19 protein-coding genes are annotated in these 19,159 nt (G+C 68.0%); 8 read left to right on the plus strand and 11 right to left on the minus strand.

Annotated elements, in window-relative coordinates:
- Positions 1-37: 37 nt before the first annotated feature.
- The 4 genes from ACQPYH_RS42575 (at position 38) to ACQPYH_RS42590 (ending at position 3,921) form a co-directional block, all read left to right on the plus strand.
- Positions 38-679 (plus strand): pyrimidine 5'-nucleotidase, encoded by a 642-nt coding sequence (locus ACQPYH_RS42575; RefSeq protein ID WP_432883816.1) that lies wholly within the window; start codon positions 38-40, stop codon positions 677-679.
- Between the two features lie 94 nt (positions 680-773).
- Entirely contained in the window at positions 774-1,472 is a 699-nt protein-coding gene (locus ACQPYH_RS42580) for a FadR/GntR family transcriptional regulator (RefSeq protein WP_432883819.1), read from the plus strand.
- Positions 1,469-1,897: a GNAT family N-acetyltransferase gene (locus ACQPYH_RS42585; protein WP_432883821.1), complete on the plus strand. Its 429-nt coding sequence runs from the start codon at positions 1,469-1,471 to the stop codon at positions 1,895-1,897. Before ACQPYH_RS42580 ends, ACQPYH_RS42585 begins: the two co-directional genes overlap by 4 nt.
- A 71-nt stretch (positions 1,898-1,968) precedes the next feature.
- A complete protein-coding gene (locus ACQPYH_RS42590) occupies positions 1,969-3,921 on the plus strand; it encodes a glycosyl hydrolase family 28-related protein (protein WP_432883824.1) in 1,953 nt (650 codons plus the stop codon).
- A gap of 20 nt (positions 3,922-3,941) precedes the next feature.
- Here ACQPYH_RS42590 and ACQPYH_RS42595 read toward each other — a convergent pair whose 3' ends face one another.
- Positions 3,942-5,492: an MFS transporter gene (locus tag ACQPYH_RS42595; RefSeq protein WP_432883826.1), complete on the minus strand. Its 1,551-nt coding sequence runs from the start codon at positions 5,490-5,492 to the stop codon at positions 3,942-3,944.
- Positions 5,493-5,604: 112 nt separating this feature from the next.
- Here ACQPYH_RS42595 and ACQPYH_RS42600 point away from each other — a divergent pair, with 112 nt between their 5' ends.
- Positions 5,605-6,036 (plus strand): MarR family winged helix-turn-helix transcriptional regulator, encoded by a 432-nt coding sequence (locus ACQPYH_RS42600; protein WP_432883829.1) that lies wholly within the window; start codon positions 5,605-5,607, stop codon positions 6,034-6,036.
- Between the two features lie 3 nt (positions 6,037-6,039).
- Positions 6,040-7,191, plus strand: coding sequence for a pyridoxal phosphate-dependent aminotransferase (locus ACQPYH_RS42605; RefSeq protein ID WP_432883831.1), 1,152 nt, complete (start codon positions 6,040-6,042; stop codon positions 7,189-7,191).
- A gap of 146 nt (positions 7,192-7,337) precedes the next feature.
- On the opposite strand, the gene ACQPYH_RS42610 is transcribed toward ACQPYH_RS42605, so the two are convergent.
- The 4 genes from ACQPYH_RS42610 to ACQPYH_RS42625 all read right to left on the minus strand — a co-directional run bounded on the left by ACQPYH_RS42610 (position 7,338) and on the right by ACQPYH_RS42625 (position 9,471).
- Complete coding sequence (locus ACQPYH_RS42610; protein ID WP_432883833.1) at positions 7,338-7,937, minus strand: hypothetical protein; 600 nt, start codon at positions 7,935-7,937, stop codon at positions 7,338-7,340.
- Between the two features lie 88 nt (positions 7,938-8,025).
- The gene (locus tag ACQPYH_RS42615) at positions 8,026-8,376 is read right to left on the minus strand and encodes an ArsC/Spx/MgsR family protein (protein WP_432883836.1); all 351 of its coding nucleotides are present in this window, start codon (positions 8,374-8,376) and stop codon (positions 8,026-8,028) included.
- A complete protein-coding gene (locus ACQPYH_RS42620; RefSeq protein ID WP_432883838.1) occupies positions 8,376-8,840 on the minus strand; it encodes a hypothetical protein in 465 nt (154 codons plus the stop codon). Before ACQPYH_RS42620 ends, ACQPYH_RS42615 begins: the two co-directional genes overlap by 1 nt.
- Before the next feature lie 46 nt (positions 8,841-8,886).
- On the minus strand, positions 8,887-9,471 hold the full coding sequence (locus tag ACQPYH_RS42625; RefSeq protein ID WP_432883841.1) for a hypothetical protein: 585 nt from the start codon (positions 9,469-9,471) through the stop codon (positions 8,887-8,889).
- Between the two features lie 70 nt (positions 9,472-9,541).
- Between ACQPYH_RS42625 and ACQPYH_RS42630 the strand changes: the two genes are divergently transcribed.
- Positions 9,542-10,099: a dihydrofolate reductase family protein gene (locus ACQPYH_RS42630; RefSeq protein WP_432883843.1), complete on the plus strand. Its 558-nt coding sequence runs from the start codon at positions 9,542-9,544 to the stop codon at positions 10,097-10,099.
- A 39-nt stretch (positions 10,100-10,138) separates the two neighbouring features.
- Here ACQPYH_RS42630 and clpB read toward each other — a convergent pair whose 3' ends face one another.
- The 3 genes from clpB to ACQPYH_RS42645 all read right to left on the minus strand — a co-directional run bounded on the left by clpB (position 10,139) and on the right by ACQPYH_RS42645 (position 15,405).
- Positions 10,139-12,715: an ATP-dependent chaperone ClpB gene (gene clpB, locus ACQPYH_RS42635; protein ID WP_432883846.1), complete on the minus strand. Its 2,577-nt coding sequence runs from the start codon at positions 12,713-12,715 to the stop codon at positions 10,139-10,141.
- A 189-nt stretch (positions 12,716-12,904) separates the two neighbouring features.
- Positions 12,905-13,555 (minus strand): response regulator, encoded by a 651-nt coding sequence (locus ACQPYH_RS42640; protein ID WP_432883848.1) that lies wholly within the window; start codon positions 13,553-13,555, stop codon positions 12,905-12,907.
- Entirely contained in the window at positions 13,552-15,405 is a 1,854-nt protein-coding gene (locus ACQPYH_RS42645; protein ID WP_432883850.1) for a sensor histidine kinase, read from the minus strand. Before ACQPYH_RS42645 ends, ACQPYH_RS42640 begins: the two co-directional genes overlap by 4 nt.
- A gap of 167 nt (positions 15,406-15,572) precedes the next feature.
- Here ACQPYH_RS42645 and ACQPYH_RS42650 point away from each other — a divergent pair, with 167 nt between their 5' ends.
- A complete protein-coding gene (locus tag ACQPYH_RS42650; protein ID WP_432883853.1) occupies positions 15,573-16,712 on the plus strand; it encodes a glycosyltransferase 87 family protein in 1,140 nt (379 codons plus the stop codon).
- Here the strand turns inward: ACQPYH_RS42650 and ACQPYH_RS42655 are convergent.
- The 3 genes from ACQPYH_RS42655 to dnaJ form a co-directional block, all read right to left on the minus strand.
- Positions 16,679-17,215: a GNAT family N-acetyltransferase gene (locus tag ACQPYH_RS42655; RefSeq protein ID WP_432883855.1), complete on the minus strand. Its 537-nt coding sequence runs from the start codon at positions 17,213-17,215 to the stop codon at positions 16,679-16,681. The genes ACQPYH_RS42650 and ACQPYH_RS42655 overlap by 34 nt on opposite strands.
- A 286-nt stretch (positions 17,216-17,501) precedes the next feature.
- A complete protein-coding gene (locus ACQPYH_RS42660; RefSeq protein WP_432883858.1) occupies positions 17,502-17,957 on the minus strand; it encodes a heat shock protein transcriptional repressor HspR in 456 nt (151 codons plus the stop codon).
- Positions 17,957-19,129, minus strand: coding sequence for a molecular chaperone DnaJ (gene dnaJ, locus ACQPYH_RS42665; RefSeq protein ID WP_432883861.1), 1,173 nt, complete (start codon positions 19,127-19,129; stop codon positions 17,957-17,959). The genes ACQPYH_RS42660 and dnaJ overlap by 1 nt, the downstream gene beginning before the upstream one ends.
- Positions 19,130-19,159: the final 30 nt, after the last annotated feature.

Here is a 19,159-nt window from a genome sequence, read left to right on the forward strand (position 1 = left end):
CGTGTACCGCCCTCAGTCTGTCACCTACGCTGGTCGGGTGCTGGCGGACATCAACACCTGGGTTCTCGATCTCGACAACACCCTCTATCCCGCCCGCTCCGCGCTGGCCGAGCAACTCACGCACGGCATCCTGTCGACGATCGCGCAGTACTACGGGACCGACCTCGCCGGCGCCCGCAGGATCCAGTCCGAGCTGGTCGCGGAGTACGGCACGTCGCTGCGCGGGGCGATGGTGACCGGGACGATCGACCCGCACGAGTTCCTCGGCTTCGAACGCCGCCTCGACTACTCGGTGATCGGCCCGGATCCCCTGCTGGCGGAAGCGCTCACCTCGCTCCCCGGCCGCCGGTACGTGTACACGAACGGCTCGGCGTACCACGCCGAACAGGCACTCGGACGCCTCGGCCTGACCGACTGCATCGACGGCGTCTTCGACATCCTCGCCGGCGACCTGATCCCCAAGCCGTACGCCGAGAGCCTCGACGCGTTCCTCGAGCTGTACGGCGTCGACCCCGCCCGCGCCGCGATGTTCGACGACCTCGAGGTGAACCTCACGCTGCCGCACGAGCGCGGGATGACCACGGTCTGGGTGACCGACGGGACGGCGTACGAACAGGTGGCCGAACGCCGGTGGCGGACGACCGACCTCAGGACCTTCCTGAGAGCCCTTGACGTCTGATGAATCGCACGACCTCTCGCACACGCCAGGCGGGCGAGCGTCGGATGTGACCGGAAATGGTCTGAGGACTTACGCTTCGGGGAGGAGGTGGCGGATGGCTGCTACGGACAAGGCGCTGGCTGGTCTGCGTCAGATGATCGCGTCGGGCGAGCTCGGGCCGCGGGCGAAGTTCCCGCCGGAGCCCGAGCTGTGCGACCACCTGGGGGTGTCCCGCAGTTCGTTGCGCGAGGCGGTGCGGTCGCTGGCCGCGCTCGGCGTGATCGAGTCCAGGCACGGATCGGGTACTTACGTCTCGGCGCTCGACCCGGCCTCGATCATCAGCCGGTTCTCGTTGTCGGTCGAGCTGATCCCGCTCGAGGGCGTGCTCGAACTGCTGGAGGTACGCCGGGTGCTCGAGTCGCACGCCACCGCCGCCGCGGCCGCTCGTCAGGACCCGGACCTGGCCATCAAGCTCGGTGAGATCCTCGACCGGCTCGAGTCGACCACGGACGCGACCGAGATCCACTTCCTCGACGCCGAGTTCCACGGAGCGATCTGCTCGGCCGGCGGCAACTCGACGGTCACCGCGCTCACCGGCGTGATCCGCGGCCGGGGTGGCCACTACCGGATCTTCGAGCCCGGCGCCGACTTCAACGCGATCAAGCAGACCAGCGACCGCGGCCACCGCGCCATCCTCGACGCGATCACCACCCGCGACCCCGCGGCCGCCGCCACCGCAGCGTCCGCGCACATCGCGCAGACCGAGCTCTGGCTCCGCGCCCTCCGCCCCGAGCCCCAGCCCGACCTGCCATGAGGTGGACGCTGCGCCCCGCCAAGCCGACCGACCTCGAGGACCTCGTCGAGCTGCGGGCCGTCGTCATGCGCCCGGACCTGGAGCGCCTCGGCCGGTACGACGCGCATCGCGTCCGGCAACGACTGCGGGACGGATTCGCGCCCGAGCACACCCAGATCATCGAGGTCGGCGGCGAGCTGGCCGGCTCGATCGCGGTGAGGCCGGCCGAGGATCGCCGATGGCTGGAGCACTTCTACCTGGCCCCACAGCACCAGGGCCAAGGCCTCGGCACCGCAGTACTGCGGACCGTTCTGGATCGCACCGACGGGACCGTCTGGCTGAACGTCCTGCAGGGCAGTCCGGCCCGCAAGCTGTACGAGCGCCACGGCTTCGTTGTGGATAGCGAGGACACGGTCGACGTCTTCATGGTCCGGAAATTTCTCTGACCTGTCGAGATCTTGCGCGGAGATCGTCGGGTGCATAACCTCCAGACACTTCGTCCGGAGGGGATCCGCCAATGTCCCGTTCACGCTTGCTCACGGTCGCGTGTGCGACCGCACTCCTCGGTGCCGTCCTCGTAGCTCAACCAGCCGCCGCGCATCCGGCGCCGCGGATCACGCGGGCCGGCCTCGATCCCGCCTTGGTCGCCGGCCGCGGCGCCGACGTACCGTTCGTCGAGCAGGAGGCGGAGAACGCCGTCTTCACCGGCGAGAAGATCGGCCCAGGACGCGACGCGTACACGCTCCCGGCTGAGGCCTCCGGGCGGACCGCCGTACGGCTGCAGCCCGAGCAGTACGTCGAATTCACGCTGACCCGTCCGGCGAACGCGCTGACGCTGCGGTACAGCATCCCGGATGCGCCGGGCGGTGGCGGGATCACCGCGCCGCTCGACGTCTCGGTCAACGGGAAGCACAAGCAGACGATGACGCTGACATCGCAGTACGCCTGGCTCTACGGCATGTATCCGTTCTCCAACGACCCGAATGTCGACCCGACCCCGGGCTGGTGGAAGCCCGAGCCGGACCCGGTCGCCAAGCCCTTCCGGCCGAACCACTTCTACGACGAGCAGCGCGTGATGCTCGACCGCACGTACCAGGCCGGCTCGCGCGTCCGGTTCGCCGTACCTCGAGCGACCGCTGCGGCGTGGACCGTGCTCGACGTCGCCGACTTCGAGCTGGTCCGAGCACCCCTGAAGCAGCCCGGTCGCTCGTTGGACGTGCGACTGTTCGGTGCGGACCCGACCGGTCGATACGACGCGGCGCCGGCGATCGAGCGCACGATCGCCGCAGCTCGACGAATCGGCTGGTCGGTGTTCATCCCGGCCGGCACGTTCCAGGTCAACCGGCACATCGTCGTCGACAAGGTGACGATCCGCGGCGCCGGCAACTGGTGGACGATCATCAAGGGCAAGGTCCTCCCGCTGGCCGAGCCCGCGCCGGACAAGTCCGTGCACAGCGCGCCCGGGTTCTACGGCAGGTACGCCGCGGACGGCGGGAGCACCGGCGTACACCTGTCGGACTTCGCGATCGAGAGCGACGTACGCGAGCGTATCGACACCGACCAGGTGAACGGGATCGGCGGCGCGATCGGCGGCGGTTCGACGATCGAGAACCTGTATCTGCATCACACCAAGGTCGGCATCTGGCTCGACGGCCCGATGGACGGGCTGCTGATCCGTAACAACATCATCACCGATGCTGTTGCCGACGGCATGAACCTGCATCTTGGGGTGTCCAACGTTCGGGCGACCAACAACTTCGTACGCAACAGCGGCGACGACGGGCTGGCGATGTGGTCGGAGTCGAACGCGGACGGCCTCGTGAACCACAACAATGTGTACGACCACAACACCGTCCAGACGCCGGTCCTTGCGAACGACATCGCGATCTACGGCGGGCGGGACAACGCGGTCACCGACAACCTGGTCGCGGACCCGATCCGCGAGGGCAGCACGCTGCACGCGGGTTCGCGGTTCAACGCGACGCCGTTCGAGGGCACGCTGACCTTCGCCCGCAACACCACGGTCCGCGGCGGCCCGCGGGATCTGAACTGGGACATCGGGCTCGGCGCGATCTGGCTGTACGCCTTGCAGTCGACGATGTCCGGGACGATCGAGATCACCGACAGTTCGTTCCTGGACTCGACGTACAACGCGATGATGTTCGTCGTCGACTGGCCGGTGAAGGACGACTACGCGATCACGAACGTTGCTGTTCGCAACATCAAGGTCGACGGAACCGGGACCAACGTGGTGAACGCCCGGGTCGGCGGCTGGGCGACGTTCGAGAACGTTGACGCACGCAACGTCGGCGCGCCGTTCGTCAACAATTGCGGGACGTTCCACTTCAACGGCCCGCCGGAGTTCGAGGTCCGCGACCTGGGTGGCAACGACGGCGGCTGGACCGGCGCGACATGGTGCGAGGACCGCCCCACCGTCGTACCGCCCCCGCCGCCGTCACCTTGGAGTTGAGGATCTCCAGCCCATCACAATCACGCAGTGCCGGCCGGCTCACGCTCGGCGGCCCGCGGCTCCGGGGATTGTGATGGCTTGGGGATCCGGAACGCGAGCACCAGGACGATGGCGCCGACCAGGACGATGCCGGCGCCAACGAGGGCCGCGATGTGCATGGCGTGGATGAAGGCGTCGTTCGCGGCCTTCACCAGCTCCGGGCGACCGAGCGTGCCCGCGACGTGCCGGGTCGTCTCGGCCGACGTACCGGCGGCATCCGGGAGGCCGACGAGCGACGGCGCGATCCGGTGCTGGTAGGTCGACGAGACGATCGTGCCGAGAATGGCGACCCCGAGCACGCTGCCGACCTGGCGAAGAACGTTGTTGACGGCCGATCCGGCGCCCATGCGATCGAGTGGAAGTGTCGCCAGTACGGCGGTCGTTGTCGGGGCCGTAGTCATACCGATGGACAGGCCAACGAGTGCACCGACGACACCGACCCACACCAGCGAGGTGTCGACGTCGTAGAGCAGGTTCAGCGAGGAGCACGCAGCCAGCACGAAGACCGCCGTACCGGAGACCTTGGCCACGCCGAACCGGGCTGCCAGCCTCGAGCCCAACTGCGAACCGACGATGACACCGCTTGCTGCAGGCAACGACATCAGGCCGGCTGACAAGGCGCTCATCCCGCGGGCGCCCTGCAGGTAGAACGCGAGGTAGAAGCTCTGACCGGTCAGCAGCAGGAACACGACCGCCAGGGTGAAGTTGCCGGCCGCGAACCGGCGGTTGCGGAACAGGCGCGGGTCGAAGCTCGGCTCCCGCTCCCGCCACTCGGAGAAGACGAATCCGGCGAGCAGGACGAGTCCGGCCGCGATGCTCGCCCACACCTGCCAGCGATTCCAGCCGCCCTGGTGGCCGCCTTCGATCAGCCCGTACGAGAGGCCGAGCAGACCGAGGGTGGACAGGCCGAGGCCGAGCGGATCGAGCCGGCGGCGCTGCGGGCTTCGCGGATTCGGCAGGACGAGTGCCGCGCCGACCAGGCCGAACGCGACGATCGGCAGGTTGATGGTGAAGACCGAGCCCCACCAGAAGTGGTCGATCAGCAGGCCACCGAGCACCGGTCCGACGGCGACGCCGACACCGGCCGACGAGCCCCAGATCGCGATCGCGCCGGCCCGGCGTTCCGGCGGGAAGGTCCAGCCGATGATCGCCATCGACGTCGGCATGATCAGAGCGCCGCCGAGGCCCATCGCGGCGCGAGCCAGGACGAGCGCGACGGGTCCGGTGGCCCAGGCGGCCCAGGCCGAGGCGCCGCCGAAGACCAGCAGACCGAGCATGAGGATGGTTCGGTGGCCGAAGCGGTCACCGAGAGCACCGGCCAGGAACAGCGCGGTGGCGAAGAGCAGTGAATAGATGCCGACGGCCCACTGGAGCTGGCCGGGCGTAGCGCCGAGGCCGTCGACGGGGTCGGCCAGGCGTTCGAGAGCGATACCGAGAACGGTCGAGTCGATCCAGATCAGGACGGCCGAGACGACCAGGATGGCGAGGATGCGGCGTTGCCGCCGCTCGGGGATGAGGTCGATCGAGGACACGAAGTCTCCTATAATTGTCAGGACCCTGACGAGATCTCGATCATCCTCGATTGACAGGAACCTGTCAATCTCCTTTTCGTGTCCACTCGCGGACCCGGGCAGAATGGGGAGCATGGACTCCTATGGCGACGACGGCTGCGTGACGTTCCTCGTCCGGCACGCCTGGCTGAGCATGCGCTCCGTGCTCGCCGAGGCGCTCGACGAGCACGGGCTGTCGGTGCAGCAGTACGGGACGCTGCTCTGCGTGCGGAAGGATCCCGGCCTGACCATCGCCGACGTCGGCCGGGTGGTCGGCACCACGCGGCAGTCCGCCAACGAGCTGATCACCGGGATGGAGCGGGCCGGGCTGATCGAGCGCAGGCCGAACCCGAAGGATCGGCGTACCCAGCAGGTCCACCTGACCGACGCCGGAGCCCGCCGACTCGACGAGGCGACCCCGGCGATCCGCAAGGTCGAGGACGAACTCGAGGCGTCGTTCACCGCAGCCGACCGCTCAGCCGCGCGCGCCTGGCTTGCGCACATGGTCACCGCCGTCGAAGGTTGACGAATGCGAGCACATGCTGAGCGGTTGGACGGGCTGGGTACGACGATCTTCGCCGAGATGTCCGCGCTCGCGGTGGCGACCGGGTCGGTCAACCTCGGTCAGGGCTTCCCGGACCGCGACGGGCCGGACTCGTTGCTCGAGGATGCGATCGCGGCGATCCGCGCGGGCGCGAACCAGTACCCACCGGCTCGCGGCGTACCCGCGTTGCGGCAGGCGATCGCGGATCATCAGAAGCGGTTCTACGAACTGGTTTATGACCCGGACACGCAGGTCCTGGTCACCACCGGCGCGACTGAGGCGGTCGCCGCGGCGCTGCTCGCGTTCGTGGAGCCGGGCGATGAGGTGATCGCCCTCGAGCCGTACTACGACTCGTACGCCGCCGGCATCGCCTTCGCGGGCGGACGCCGCGTGCCGGTGACGCTGCGCGCCCCGTCGTACCGGCTGGATCTCGACGAACTGCGGGCCGCGATCACGCCGCGGACGAAGGTCCTGCTGATCAACTCACCGCACAACCCGACCGGCACCGTCCTCACCGACGACGAACTCCAGGGCATCAGCTCACTGGCGGTCGAGCACGATCTTGTCGTCATCACCGACGAGGTCTACGAACATCTGGTGTACGACGGCCTCCAGCACCGGCCGCTCGCGTCGTACGACGGCATGGCGGACCGCACCGTGTCGATCAGCAGCGCCGGCAAGACCTTCGCCGTCACCGGCTGGAAGATCGGGTGGGCGACCGGGTCTCCGGAAGTAGTCACCGCCGTCACGACCGCCAAGCAGTTCCTCACCTTCACCTCCGGCGCCCCGTTCCAGCCCGCCGTCGCCAACGCGCTTGCCCTAGGCAACGACTACTTCGACGCCCTCCGCGCCGACCTCCAGTCCCGCCGCGACCTCCTCGCCAACGGCCTAGCCGACCTAGGCTTCGAGGTCCACCGCCCCGCCGGCACCTACTTCATCACCACCGACATCCGCCCCCTCGGCCACACCGACGGCATCACCTTCTGCCGCATGCTCCCCGAAAAAGCCGGCGTAGTAGCCATCCCCCACCAAGTCTTCTACGACAACACCGACCTGGGCCGCCCCCTAATCCGCTGGGCCTTCTGCAAACAACCCGAGGTTCTCCAAGAGGCCCTGAACCGCCTACAGAAACTCTGAGGTCGGCAACAGCGAGGACAACTGCCACGGTCTGTGTAATACTTGTGACAGCTCGCCACGCGCTGCTTGGTGAGAAGTGAAGCTGGGATTCCCGCCGGAATGACGGGCCCCAGCTTTCGCGCTGTCTGGGGCTTGATCGACCTGCTTCAACGGACGACGACCCGATGAATCGTCACGACAGAATCCATGGCCCCCAGCCAGCGCGCCTCACCCAGCACAGCTGCCGACATCGCTCCGGCAACCGCGTCAGGCAGCCAGAGCAAAGGCTCCCCCGCCGGTCTGGCGAACCGAACCGTCAGCTCCTTGGAGATCAAGCACTTGCGGCGCGCGCTGTCGACCAGGTGAAGATCACGGCGATCCTGCACTGACCTGCGCGACTCCAGCCACGCCTCCGAGACACCGAACCGATCCAGTTCATACAGCAAGCGCTCGAGGCAGCAACGTCGAGCACGCTCCTGCCGTGAGCGCTCCATCGGTGTGCCCACCGTGAGAATCGCGGCGATGTCCATCCGCGCGATCGCCTCGGCGATGAGATCGCGGCGCTTCATCGACTCACCCACCCAGTGGAGCCGGACGCCGGGCTTGATACTCATATTCGCGAGCTCACGGCGGAGGTCTTCGCAGCGTGCGTTGTCGGTCACAACGGCAGCCATCGTGTACGTCCCCGGCTCACCGCCGGCCCGGACGACTATGGACTCGTCGACCCATGCAGAGAGGCTGAAGGCTGACTCGGACAGACTCGGCATTCACCGAATTCTCCCGGAAACGCGAGCCTGACGGCCGGCGTCATCCACAGGTGTCGTGGGGTATCCCGGGGCATCCTGGGGCAGATGACTAGGGCAGGAACTTGGCGAGGGTTTCGGGGTCGCGGGCTATTGCGGTGGTGTTGTCGGTGGCGGTGATTATGGGGCGTTGGATGAGGATGGGGTGGGTGGTCATGGCCTCGATCCAGGTGGTGCGGTGGGCGGCGTCTCGGGGGACGGTGCGGAGGGGTTCGGCTTCGGGTTCGTTGGGGCGGATCAGGTCCCAGGGTTCTAGGTTGAGGCGGGTGAGGAGCTCGGTGAGTTCCTCGGCGGTGGGTGGGTCGTCCAGGTAGCGGCGGACGGTGTAGGGGATGCCGGCCTCGTCGAAGGCTGCGGTGGCTGCTTGGCATTTGGAACAGGCGGGGTTGATCCAGATCTCCACTAGGGCCTCCCGAACCAGAGTTTGGTGGGGCGTTGGAGCATCAGGATCAGGAGGGTCAGGTGGATCGCGAGGCCCAGGATGCTGGCGGGTAGGGCCATCACGCCGCCGGCGATGCCCATGGCGGCGACTGCGATCAGCATGTAGCGCGACCAGCGGCGGCGCTTGCGGAGGTACAGGGCGGGGACCAAGTAGATGAACGCGCAGATCATCGCTGCCGCGACCGCAACCGGTGCGTTGCCGCGGGAGCCGGTCAGTACTTCGGAGATCTGGTCGCCGGCCGAGGTGAGCGTGAGGATCGCGAGCAGCAGGCACATCAGGCCGAGCCCGATCGCGATCACGGAGGCGATCGTCACCTGCTTGGGCGGAGTCAGCTGATAGCCGTACGTGTCCGGAGCCGCACCGAACAGACCGCTGTACGGTCCTGGTCGCTCCTCGCCCGGCAGGTCGCCGCGCTGCTCACTCATTCGGTCCGATGTTCCTTCCACCTGCCCCCGCCCCGATCCTGCCAGATCACCCAAGCCGCACCACGCCAACATCGAGATGGGAGAAACCCAGGTACGGCGCGACATCGGCGTACGGCAGGTCAGACAGGAAGTGCACCGTCGTACCCGTCGTCCCGTCGGAGGCGACCGGCTCGAGGTCAGTCACCGGGATGCCGTGCTCGTAGCGCTGCGTCCACGACCCGTTCGTACGGCGGTTGGTGTGGATCAGCCAGTCGCTGAGCGCGGCAACAACGGACATCCCGCGCCGCGGATGGCCGTCGGGGAGCATCGGAGCGGCCGGGTCGTCGAAGAATCGGAGGTCCTTCGTCGCCATGACCGGCTTCTTGACCACGTTTCCGTGCTCGTCGACGCGCGTGTCGGTCCCGCGTCCGTTGTCGGCGATCGAGATCGAGCCGTCCTCGTGCAGCGTGACCGTGCACTGCCCGCGCTGCGCCGCGGACTCGGCCTCGTCGTCCGCGTAGGCGAGCACTTCCAGCACCAGATGCAGTACGCCGCCAGGCGCATACCGCTCGGCGTCAGCGCGGATCGCGCCCAGATGGTCCCTGTCGACGGAGGCTGCCCAGTCGTGCGTGGTGTTGATCCATTGCGTCACTTCCCTATTCTCCCCGATTCCTTTCGGGTCCGCGGCCGGTCTACATAGCAAAGACCCGAAAGGAAGAGATATGCGCAAGATCATTGCCTCGGCACTGGTGACGCTCGACGGGGTCGCCGAGGATCCAGGCGGCTACAGCGGTACGTCGTACGGCGGATGGGCGCTGCCGTACTTCGGGGAGGAGTCGGTGCGGCTGTCCATCGAGAAGCTCGCGGGATGCGACTACTTCCTCTGCGGACGTCGTACCTATGAGATGTTCGCGGCCGCGTGGGGCAACGCCGAGGGGCCGTACGCCGATCGGCTGCGGAGCCTGCCGAAGCTGGTTGCCTCCAGCACCCTCAAGGGCGACCTGACCTGGAACGCCACGCTCCTCGAGGGCGATGCGATCGCCGCCCTGAAGCAGCTCAGGGAGCAGGAGGGCGGCGACATCATCATGTACGGCAACCCGACCCTGTTCCGCAGCCTGCTCGAGAACGACCTGGTCGACGAGCTCGACCTCATGCTGCACCCGGTGCTGCTCGGGACGGGTTCGAAGCTGTTCGTCGACGAAACGCCGCCTACGAAGCTCACGCTCGACAGCCACACCGCGCTGGACAACGGCGTGACGATCCTGACCTACCGGATCTGAGAAACGGGGCCCGGTCATGAAGACCGGGCCCCGCTTCCGTCAGGACACCTCGAGGGCGTCCTTGGCTTCGTTGAGTGTGACCTTGACGGTCTCGCCGTCGCGGACCGAGCCGTCGAGCAACCCGCGAGCCAGCTCGTCACCGATCGCGGACTGGACCAGCCGGCGCAGCGGACGGGCGCCGTACACCGGGTCGTACCCGGTCATCGCCAGCCACTCCATCGCGCCGTCGTCCACCTCGAGCGTGATCCGCCGGTCGACCAGCCGCCGCTGCAGCGCGGCGATCTGCAGCGCCACGATCTTCGTCAGCTCCTCGCTGCCGAGCGCGTCGAACAGCACGATCTCGTCCAGCCGGTTGATGAACTCCGGCTTGAACGACTGCCGCACGACGGCCATCACCTGGTCCCGCTTGGCCTTGTCGTCGAGCGACATATCGGCCAGGTACGCCGAACCCAGGTTGCTGGTGAGGATCAGGATCACGTTGCGGAAGTCGACCGTACGGCCCTGGCCGTCGGTCAGCCGCCCGTCGTCCAGCACCTGCAGCAGGATGTCGAAGACCTCGGGGTGCGCCTTCTCGACCTCGTCCAGCAGGATCACCGAGTACGGACGCCGCCGCACTGCCTCGGTGAGCTGGCCGCCCTCTTCGTACCCGACGTAGCCGGGCGGGGCGCCGACCAGCCGCGCGACGCTGTGCTTCTCGCCGTACTCCGACATGTCGATCCGGACCATCGCCCGCTCGTCGTCGAACAGGAAGTCCGCCAGCGCCTTCGCCAGCTCGGTCTTACCAACGCCGGTCGGACCGAGGAACAGGAACGAGCCAGTCGGCCGGTCCGGGTCGGAGATGCCGGCCCGCGCACGTCGTACGGCGTCACTGACGGCCTTGACCGCCTCGCGCTGACCGATCAGCCGGTGACCCAGCTCGTCCTCCATCCGGAGCAACTTGCCGGTCTCGCCCTCGAGCAGCCGCCCGGTCGGGATCCCGGTCCACATCGCGATCACCTCGGCGATCTCGGTCGGACCGACCTCCTCGTTGACCATCGCGTCCGGGCCATCGGTCACCTCGGGCTCGGCCGAGGCCTCCTCGAGCTCCTTGGTCAGCTCCGGGATCTCGCCGTACAGGATGCGGGAGGCGGTCTCGAAGTCACCGTCGCGCTGGGCCCGCTCGGCCCGCCCGCGCAGCTCGTCGATCCGCTCCTTGATCTCGCCGACCCGGTTCAGGCCGGACTTCTCCTTCTCCCACCGCGACTCCAGCGCACGCAGCTCCTCCTCGCGGTCGGCGAGGTCGGCACGCAGCCGCTCGAGCCGCTCCTGGCTGGAGGCGTCCTCCTCGCGGGCAAGCGCGAGCTCCTCCATCTTCAGCCGGTCGACCGTACGACGGAGCGAGTCGATCTCGACCGGGGACGAGTCGATCTCCATCCGCAGCCGGGACGCCGCCTCGTCGACCAGGTCGATCGCCTTGTCGGGAAGCTGACGGCCAGAGATGTAGCGATGCGACAACGTGGCCGCGGCAACCAAGGCAGAGTCGGAGATGGCGACCTTGTGGTGCGCCTCGTACCGCTCCTTCAGACCACGCAGGATCGCGATCGAGTCCTCAACCGAAGGCTCGCCCACGAACACCTGCTGGAACCGACGCTCCAGCGCCGGGTCCTTCTCGATCCGCGTCCGGTACTCGTCCAGCGTCGTGGCACCGATCATCCGGAGCTCACCGCGGGCCAGCATCGGCTTCAGCATGTTGCCGGCGTCCATCGCGCCCTCGCCGGACGCACCGGCGCCGACGACGGTGTGCAGCTCGTCGATGAACGTGATGACCTGACCGTCGGACTCCTTGATCTCGGTCAGCACCGCCTTCAGCCGCTCCTCGAACTCACCGCGGTACTTCGCACCGGCGACCATCGCGCTGAGGTCCAGGCTGATCAATCGGCGGCCACGCAGCGACTCGGGCACGTCACCGGCCACGATCCGCTGGGCCAGCCCCTCGACGACGGCGGTCTTGCCGACGCCGGGCTCACCGATCAGCACAGGGTTGTTCTTGGTACGACGGGACAGCACCTGGACCACGCGCCGGATCTCGGAGTCACGGCCGATCACCGGGTCGAGCTTGCCTTCCCTGGCCCGCTCGGTCAGGTCGACGCCGTACTTCTCCAACGTCTTGGTGGTGCCTTCAGCCTCCGGAGAGGTGATCCGGCGGTTGCCCCGCATCTGGTCGAACGCCTGCAACAGCGCGTCCGCAGTCACGCCGAGCGCGGTCTGGGCCACACCCTCGACGGTCGCCAGCGCGATCAACAGGTGCTCTGTGGAGACATACTCGTCCCCGAGCCCGAGGGCCCGCTGCTCTGCCTGGTTCAGCACGTCGCCGGTCTTCGGCGACAGGCTCGGCGCCTGTACGCTGCCACCGCTCGCCTTCGGGAGCCGGCTCAGCTGCGCGGCGGTCTTCTGGCGCACGACGTCGAGGTCGCCGCCTGCTGCCTCGAGCAGACCGATCGTCGTCCCCTCGGGCTGCGCGAGCAGCGCGGAGAGCAGGTGAATCGGTTCCACGGTCGGGTTGCCCGCCGCGGACGTCTGACGGATCGCGACCGACAGGGTTTCCCGGGCCAGCGTCGTCAACCGCTGAACGTCCATCTATTTCCAGCCTTTCAGCTCAACTAACAGGTCTCACCAGACACAACCTATCGAAACTTGAGTCCATTCCACTCAACTCTGAGAAATCCCAGGGTGTACTCAGGGTTCCAAGCTCCCCTCACTACAAGTTGTATCCGTTTCCGCACGCTTCGCGGCCGACGAGATCTGCGCCTGTGGACAACTCGACGACTACCGCTGGCCGGCCGAGACCAGGCCGGCGTCGTACGCGAGGATGACCGCCTGGACCCGGTCGCGCAGGCCCGTCTTGGTCAGCATTCGGCTGACGTGGGTCTTGACCGTGTGCTCGGTCAGGTGCAGCTCTGCCGCGATCTCCGCGTTCGAGTTGCCCTTGGCCACCAGGACCAGGACCTCCCGCTCGCGCGCCGTGAGTACGTCGAGCCGCGTCGCCACCGCCGGGTCGAGCCTGATGTCGGCGAATCGGTCGATCAGCCGACGCGTCACCGGCGGCGCCAGCAGCGCGTCACCGGCCGCGATCACCCGGACCGCGTTGATCAACTCGTCCCGCGACGAGCGCTTCAGCAGGAACCCGCTCGCACCGGCCCGCAGGGCGTCGTACACGTACTCGTCCAGGTCGAACGTGGTCAGGATCAGCACCTTCGGCCCACCGGCCAGCCGCCGGGTCGCCTCGATCCCGTCCATCACCGGCATCCGCACGTCCATCAGCACGACGGCCAGATCGAGGATCGCGGCTGCCTTCTGGATCGCGTCCGCGCCGTCGACCGCTTGCGCGACCACCTCGATATCCGATTGCCCGTCGAGGATCATCGCGATCCCGTCCCGGACCAGGTCCTGGTCGTCGACCACCATCACCTTGATCACCGAGCGGCTCCGACCGGGATCCAGGCCTTGATCGTCGTACCGGCACCTGGCCCGGTGCCGATGTCCAGCGTGCCGTGGTGGACGCGCACCCGCTCGCGCATGCCGGCCAGCCCGTGGCGTCCGCTCCGACGTGCGGCGGCGGGATCGAACCCGGCGCCGTCGTCCACGACCTCGACCGCGATCCCCTCAGCGCCGATTGCGACCGTGACGTTCACCTTGGTCGCCTTCGCGTGCCGCACTGCATTGGTCAGCCCCTCCTGCACCAAGCGGTACGCCGTGAGCTGGTGTCCGGCCGGCGGCAGCGCTGGATCGCCGGTCAGATCCAGCGCGACCGGAAGCTGTTCGGACGACACATCGGTCACCAACTGACGCACATCCTTCAGTCCGGGCTGTGGAGCCAGCTGCGGATCCGGCACGCCGTCAGCGTCCCGCAGCGCCGACAGCAACCGGTCCAGCTCGCCCAGCGCTCGCCGCCCGGCGTCTCCGATCCGCTGATACCCGGCCAGCACGTCGGCCTCGCCGCGCCGTACCAGATCTGGCCCTGTCTCGGCCTGGATCACCATCAGGTTGACCGCGTGCGCGACGACATCGTGCAGGTCACGGGCGATGTTCGACCGCTCGGTGAGCACCACCTGCTCGGCCTCGCGCTCGACGGCCTGCTGCTCGAGCTCCACCTCCCGGCGAGCCGCCTCGCGGTTACGCCAGTACAAGCGGACCGCGATCCCCGCGCACACCGGCAGCAGCAGGACCAGCGACAGGCTGACCGGCCAGCGGTGCGCCATGATCGCGGCGTACCAGGCATTCCGGAGTACGCCGTCGGAGTCCCAGTCGAACCCGACCTGGCGGATGGCCGGGAAGATTACCGCCATAGCGGAGTAGGGCATCCAGTAGCTGATGAGCGGCAGCGCTGCGAGGACGGCTGCGGCTGTCGGAAAGGTCCAGCGCAGGCTCCGGCCGTGCTTCGGCGTCACGATCAGCCAGTACAAGGCGAGCCCGAACGCGCAGTACAGCGAGATGATGTCCGTCGATGCCTGCCAGTTCGCGATCAGCGACGCCACCGCGAGTACTACGACCGGAACGACGGACCAGCGTCGGAGCAACAGCGTCAGCGCGGCGTAGGCAACGACGTACGGCATCCAGCGCGGAGCGCTCCACCAGTTGCCCTCGAACAGGTCCGCACCGATCTCGGTCAGGATCAGCCCCGAGGCCAGGACTGCCAGGATGACGTTGCGCAGCAGCAGATAGTCAGGGTCGCGGAGGAACCCGCGCAGGTCGATCATCCGCTCCCGCGCAGTCACTGCCTGGGCCCAGCTCCGATGACGCAGCGCCAGGAACACGAGTGCCAGTACGACGATGAGCAGCGCCTGCCAGCGCGGCCAGCCGCTCCCGGCGATCTTCTCGTAGTCGTGGGTAGTGATGCCAGGGCCCGAACTGCGGTAGAGAACCTTCATCAGCGGCAGACGGACCAGACCCAGCAAGAGCGGCACCGCCGCGGCCGCACCGGCAACAGCCAGAACTGTGGGCACGCGGCAACGACCGGCCAGCGACCACAGAGCCAGCACGCACCCGACCAGCAGGATCCAGTCGAGCTGACCGACCAGACCGGCCAGGTAGGCGCCACCGACCAGGCCCAGGAGCGCCACCGCCGGCTCGAACCAACGGATGACGATCAGCACCGGAAACACCATGACGAGCATGCGGAGCCCGAGCCAGACATGCGGCCAGCCGTCCGTGTGACTGTTGGCAGCCCCGAGTTGCAGACTGACCAGCCCGACCACCGCGACCGCAGCGTCGAGCCAGATCGCCCGCTTACCGACGGACAACCAAGCCAGCACCCCGCGTGTACTCACGCCTCCCATTCTGCTTGCGAAGGGGTCTCGGGCCGTCACTCTTTGGAGTGACACGGCCGTCATTCGAAAGTGCTCCAGCCTTGGGTACGACGTCCCTCGCGCCACCGATCCGGGTTCGCTCCCGCTGGCGATGTGGCCGACCGGGGTACGCCGGGAGGGTCGAAGGCATGACCATCGACCTTGTTCCACCGCGGGTCCGGCGGGGTGTTCCGGCCCGGGTGTTGGTGCTGGCGGCAACGATCTTGCCGCTGCTCTGCGCGTTGATCTGGCGGCCGTCGTTGATGATGTCCGACCTGCGGGTGTACTACGCGGCGGCCACCGGACTGCTGCACGGACAGGACATCTACACCGTCCACCACCAGTACCCCGGAATGGGACTCGGGTTCACCTATCCCCCGTTCGCGGCGATCGTGCTGGCACCGCTCGCGATCGGGCAGGAGTTCGCCCGACTCCTGATGACGTTGCTGTCCGGCGTGTCGCTCCTCGTGATCGGCTGGGCAACGGCGAAGGCCCTGGGCTGGGGACGCACTGCCGGGCTGGTGATTGCGTTCGCCGCGCTGGCGTTCGAGCCGGTGTGGTCCACCTTCGGACTCGGTCAGATCAACCTCATCCTGTTGGCCCTGTTGATGCTCGACCTGCTCGGCCACGTGCCGCCGCGGTACCGCGGCGTCCTCGTCGGTCTTGCCACCGGCATCAAACTGACCCCGGGCATCTTCATCGTCTTCCTGCTGATCACCAAGCGATTCCGGGAAGCCGCGATCGCGGCGGGTACGACGTTCGCGACCATCGTGATCGGCTGGCTGGTGATGCCCGGACCGGCGACGGCGTTCTGGACGCGTTACATCTTCGACCCGGGCCGGCCAGGACCAGCGCAGTACGTCGGCAATCAGTCGGTGCGTGGCGCGATCGCCCGGATCACGCACAACTCGGCGACACCAATCTGGTTGCTAGCGGCAACCGTTGTCGGTGTGGCCGGTCTGCTGACGGCGCGGCGTCTGCACGATCGTGGCCTCAGCTTCGAGGCGGTGATCGCAACCGCGTTCACGGGACTGCTCGTGTCGCCGATCTCCTGGACGAACCACTGGGTCTGGGCCGTGCCCGCCGCGGCGGTGCTCTGGGCGCGACGTCGTACCGTGCCGGCAGCTCTGTTGACGGCGGTCTTCGTGGTGGGTTTGCCGTGGCGGATGCCGTTCGCGGGCGACCGTGAGTACGACTGGACGCTCATCCAGTCGGTGGCGGGCGACGCCTACCTGTTGAGCGGGCTCCTGCTGCTCTACGTGCTGAACTCGGAGGCGCGCATCCGGTAGACCTGCAGATTGAGGTCGTAGTACTTGTCGGTCTCGCCGACCCACTGCATGCCGAGGCGGGTCGCGGTCGCGATCGCGCGCTTGTTGTTCGGGCGGGCGACCGCGAACAGCTCGTCGACGTCGCCCTCCTTGAACGCCCAGGTCATCAGCCCGCGGCTCGCCTCGCTCGCGTACCCGTTGCCCCAGGCGCTCGGCCGCAGCTGCCAGCCGATCTCCAGATCCTCCTCGTACGGCGGGAGCAACCGGATCAGCAGAGCGCCGACGATCTCGCCGTTGTCGCGACGTGCGACCGCCCAGCGGCCGGCCGGGACCACGAAGTTCGGCTGGGCCTCGATCCAGGACTGCAGGATCAACCGCATGATCGCGGCATCCGGCACCTTGTCGATGGCCGGTGACAGCCAGGGCGCCACGTCGGCGGAGCCAAAGATCTCCAGCGCGGCGTCGGCGTCGTCTTCCTCCCAGTCCCGGATCAGCAGCCGGTCCGTCTCCAGCTTCAGCGTCACCTCGCCAGAGTATGCGGTCCGTGGCCGGAGACAACAGGTTCTGCGCTGACCGGCAGCTGAACGCACGCAAAGCCTCCGGCCGGTGCGGCCGGAGGCTTCGGTGAAGAGGCCGCAGGGCGGTCCATGACGGACCACCCCGCGGGGTCGAAGGGCGCCGGGGGGAATGACGCGCCTTCGACTGTGGAGGCGTCGCGGGGGAACGACGGCCTCCACCGGAGCCGGAGGCCTCCGAGGGTGGGTTTCGGAGTACCTCCGGTGGTCTGGTGAAAACCCCCGGGGTGAAGGATCAGCGCGAGCCGAGTTCCAGTGGCTGGGTGCGGATCCATCGTGTCGTGGTCTGCTGCCGGCCCATGGCGATCACGTCGCCGGCTGGACCGGCCGAGAAGACCCGGCTGGTGGCGGTGCGCCGAGAGGCGCCGACACCGCGTTGAACCTCGGCCAGAAGCTGGTTGACCCGCTGGCGCAGGTCCTCCACCTCCGACTGTAGCGCGAGGATGTGGCGAATTCCCGCGAGGTTGACGCCCTCTTCCTGGGACAGGTGCTGCACATAGCGCAGCTTCGCCACGTCGTACGCCGAGTACCGCCGGCCGCGGCCGGACGCCCGGCTCGGCACAACAAGCCCGAGCCGGTCGTACTGGCGCAACGTCTGCGGATGCATGCCGGCCAGCTGGGCCGCGACCGAGATCACATAGATCGGGGTGCGGTCGTCCCAGGTCGGCACCTGGCTGAACGGGATACCCATCACGAACTCCCGAACAACCCGGCCCGCAGATCAGGATGATCCGACGCGGAGTTGAACTCCTGCAGCTTTTCCTTCTGCTCGTCGGTCAACTCGTGCGGAACCTGCACAGCCAGCGTCAGCATCAGGTCGCCCTTGGTCCCGTCCCGCCGGACCGATCCCTTGCCGCGGACGCGCAGCTTGCTGCCGTTCGCCGTACCGGCCGGGATCCGGACCGTGACGGGCAGGCCGTCCAGGGTCGGAACCTTGATCTCGGCACCCAGCGCCGCCTCGGTGAAGCTCACCGGGACGTTCAGCGTCAGGTGCTCGCCCTGACGACCGAAGATCCGGTGCGGCTTGACGTGCACGGTGACGTAGAGGTCGCCCGCCGGGCCACCTCGCTCGCCGGCCGCACCCTTGCCCTTGAGCCGGATCCGCTGGTTGTCCTGCACGCCCGCGGGGATGCGAACCTGCATGGTCTTGCTCGACTGGCCGCGGCCGGAGCCGTGGCAGGTCTCGCACGGCTGGTCGACGACCAGGCCACGACCCTTGCACTCGGTGCACGGCTCGGTCATGGCGAACACGCCGCCCTGCACCGAGGTCTGCATACCCGTGCCTTCGCACTTCAGGCAGACCTTCGGCACCGTGCCGTACTTCGCGCCCGTCCCATGACAGGTCGGGCACGGCGCGTCGCTGGTCATCCGGAGCCCGACCGTGACACCGTTCACGGCCTCGGCGAACTCGATCGTCGCCTCGGTCTCGATGTCCTGGCCGCGCCGCGGACGGGCCGTCGTCGAGGTGGTCGTACGCTGGCCACCGCCGCCGAACATGCCGCCCAGGATGTCGCCGAGCCCGCCGCCGGTGCTGCCGGAGCCGCCGCGGTTGAACAGGTCGCCGACGTCGAAGTTGAACCCGCCGCCGCCTTGGCCGCTGCCGGTCGGCATCCGGAAGCCGCCGCTGCCGAACAGCCGGCGCGCCTCGTCGTACTCCTTGCGCTTCTTCGGGTCGCCGACGACGTCGTACGCCTCGGAGACCTCCTTGAACTTGGCCTCCGCGGACGCGTCACCGGCGTTGGAGTCGGGGTGGTACTTGCGCGCCAGCTTGCGGTAGGACTTCTTGATCTCGTCGGCCTCGGCGGTCTTGGAGACGCCGAGAACCTTGTAGAAGTCCTTCTCGAGCCAGTCCTTCGTGCTCATCTGACGCCTCCCCTCCCGTCGTGGTCGTTG

Origin of the sequence: Kribbella sp. CA-245084, assembly GCF_050942355.1 — a bacterium.
In the GTDB taxonomy this organism is placed as follows: domain Bacteria; phylum Actinomycetota; class Actinomycetes; order Propionibacteriales; family Kribbellaceae; genus Kribbella.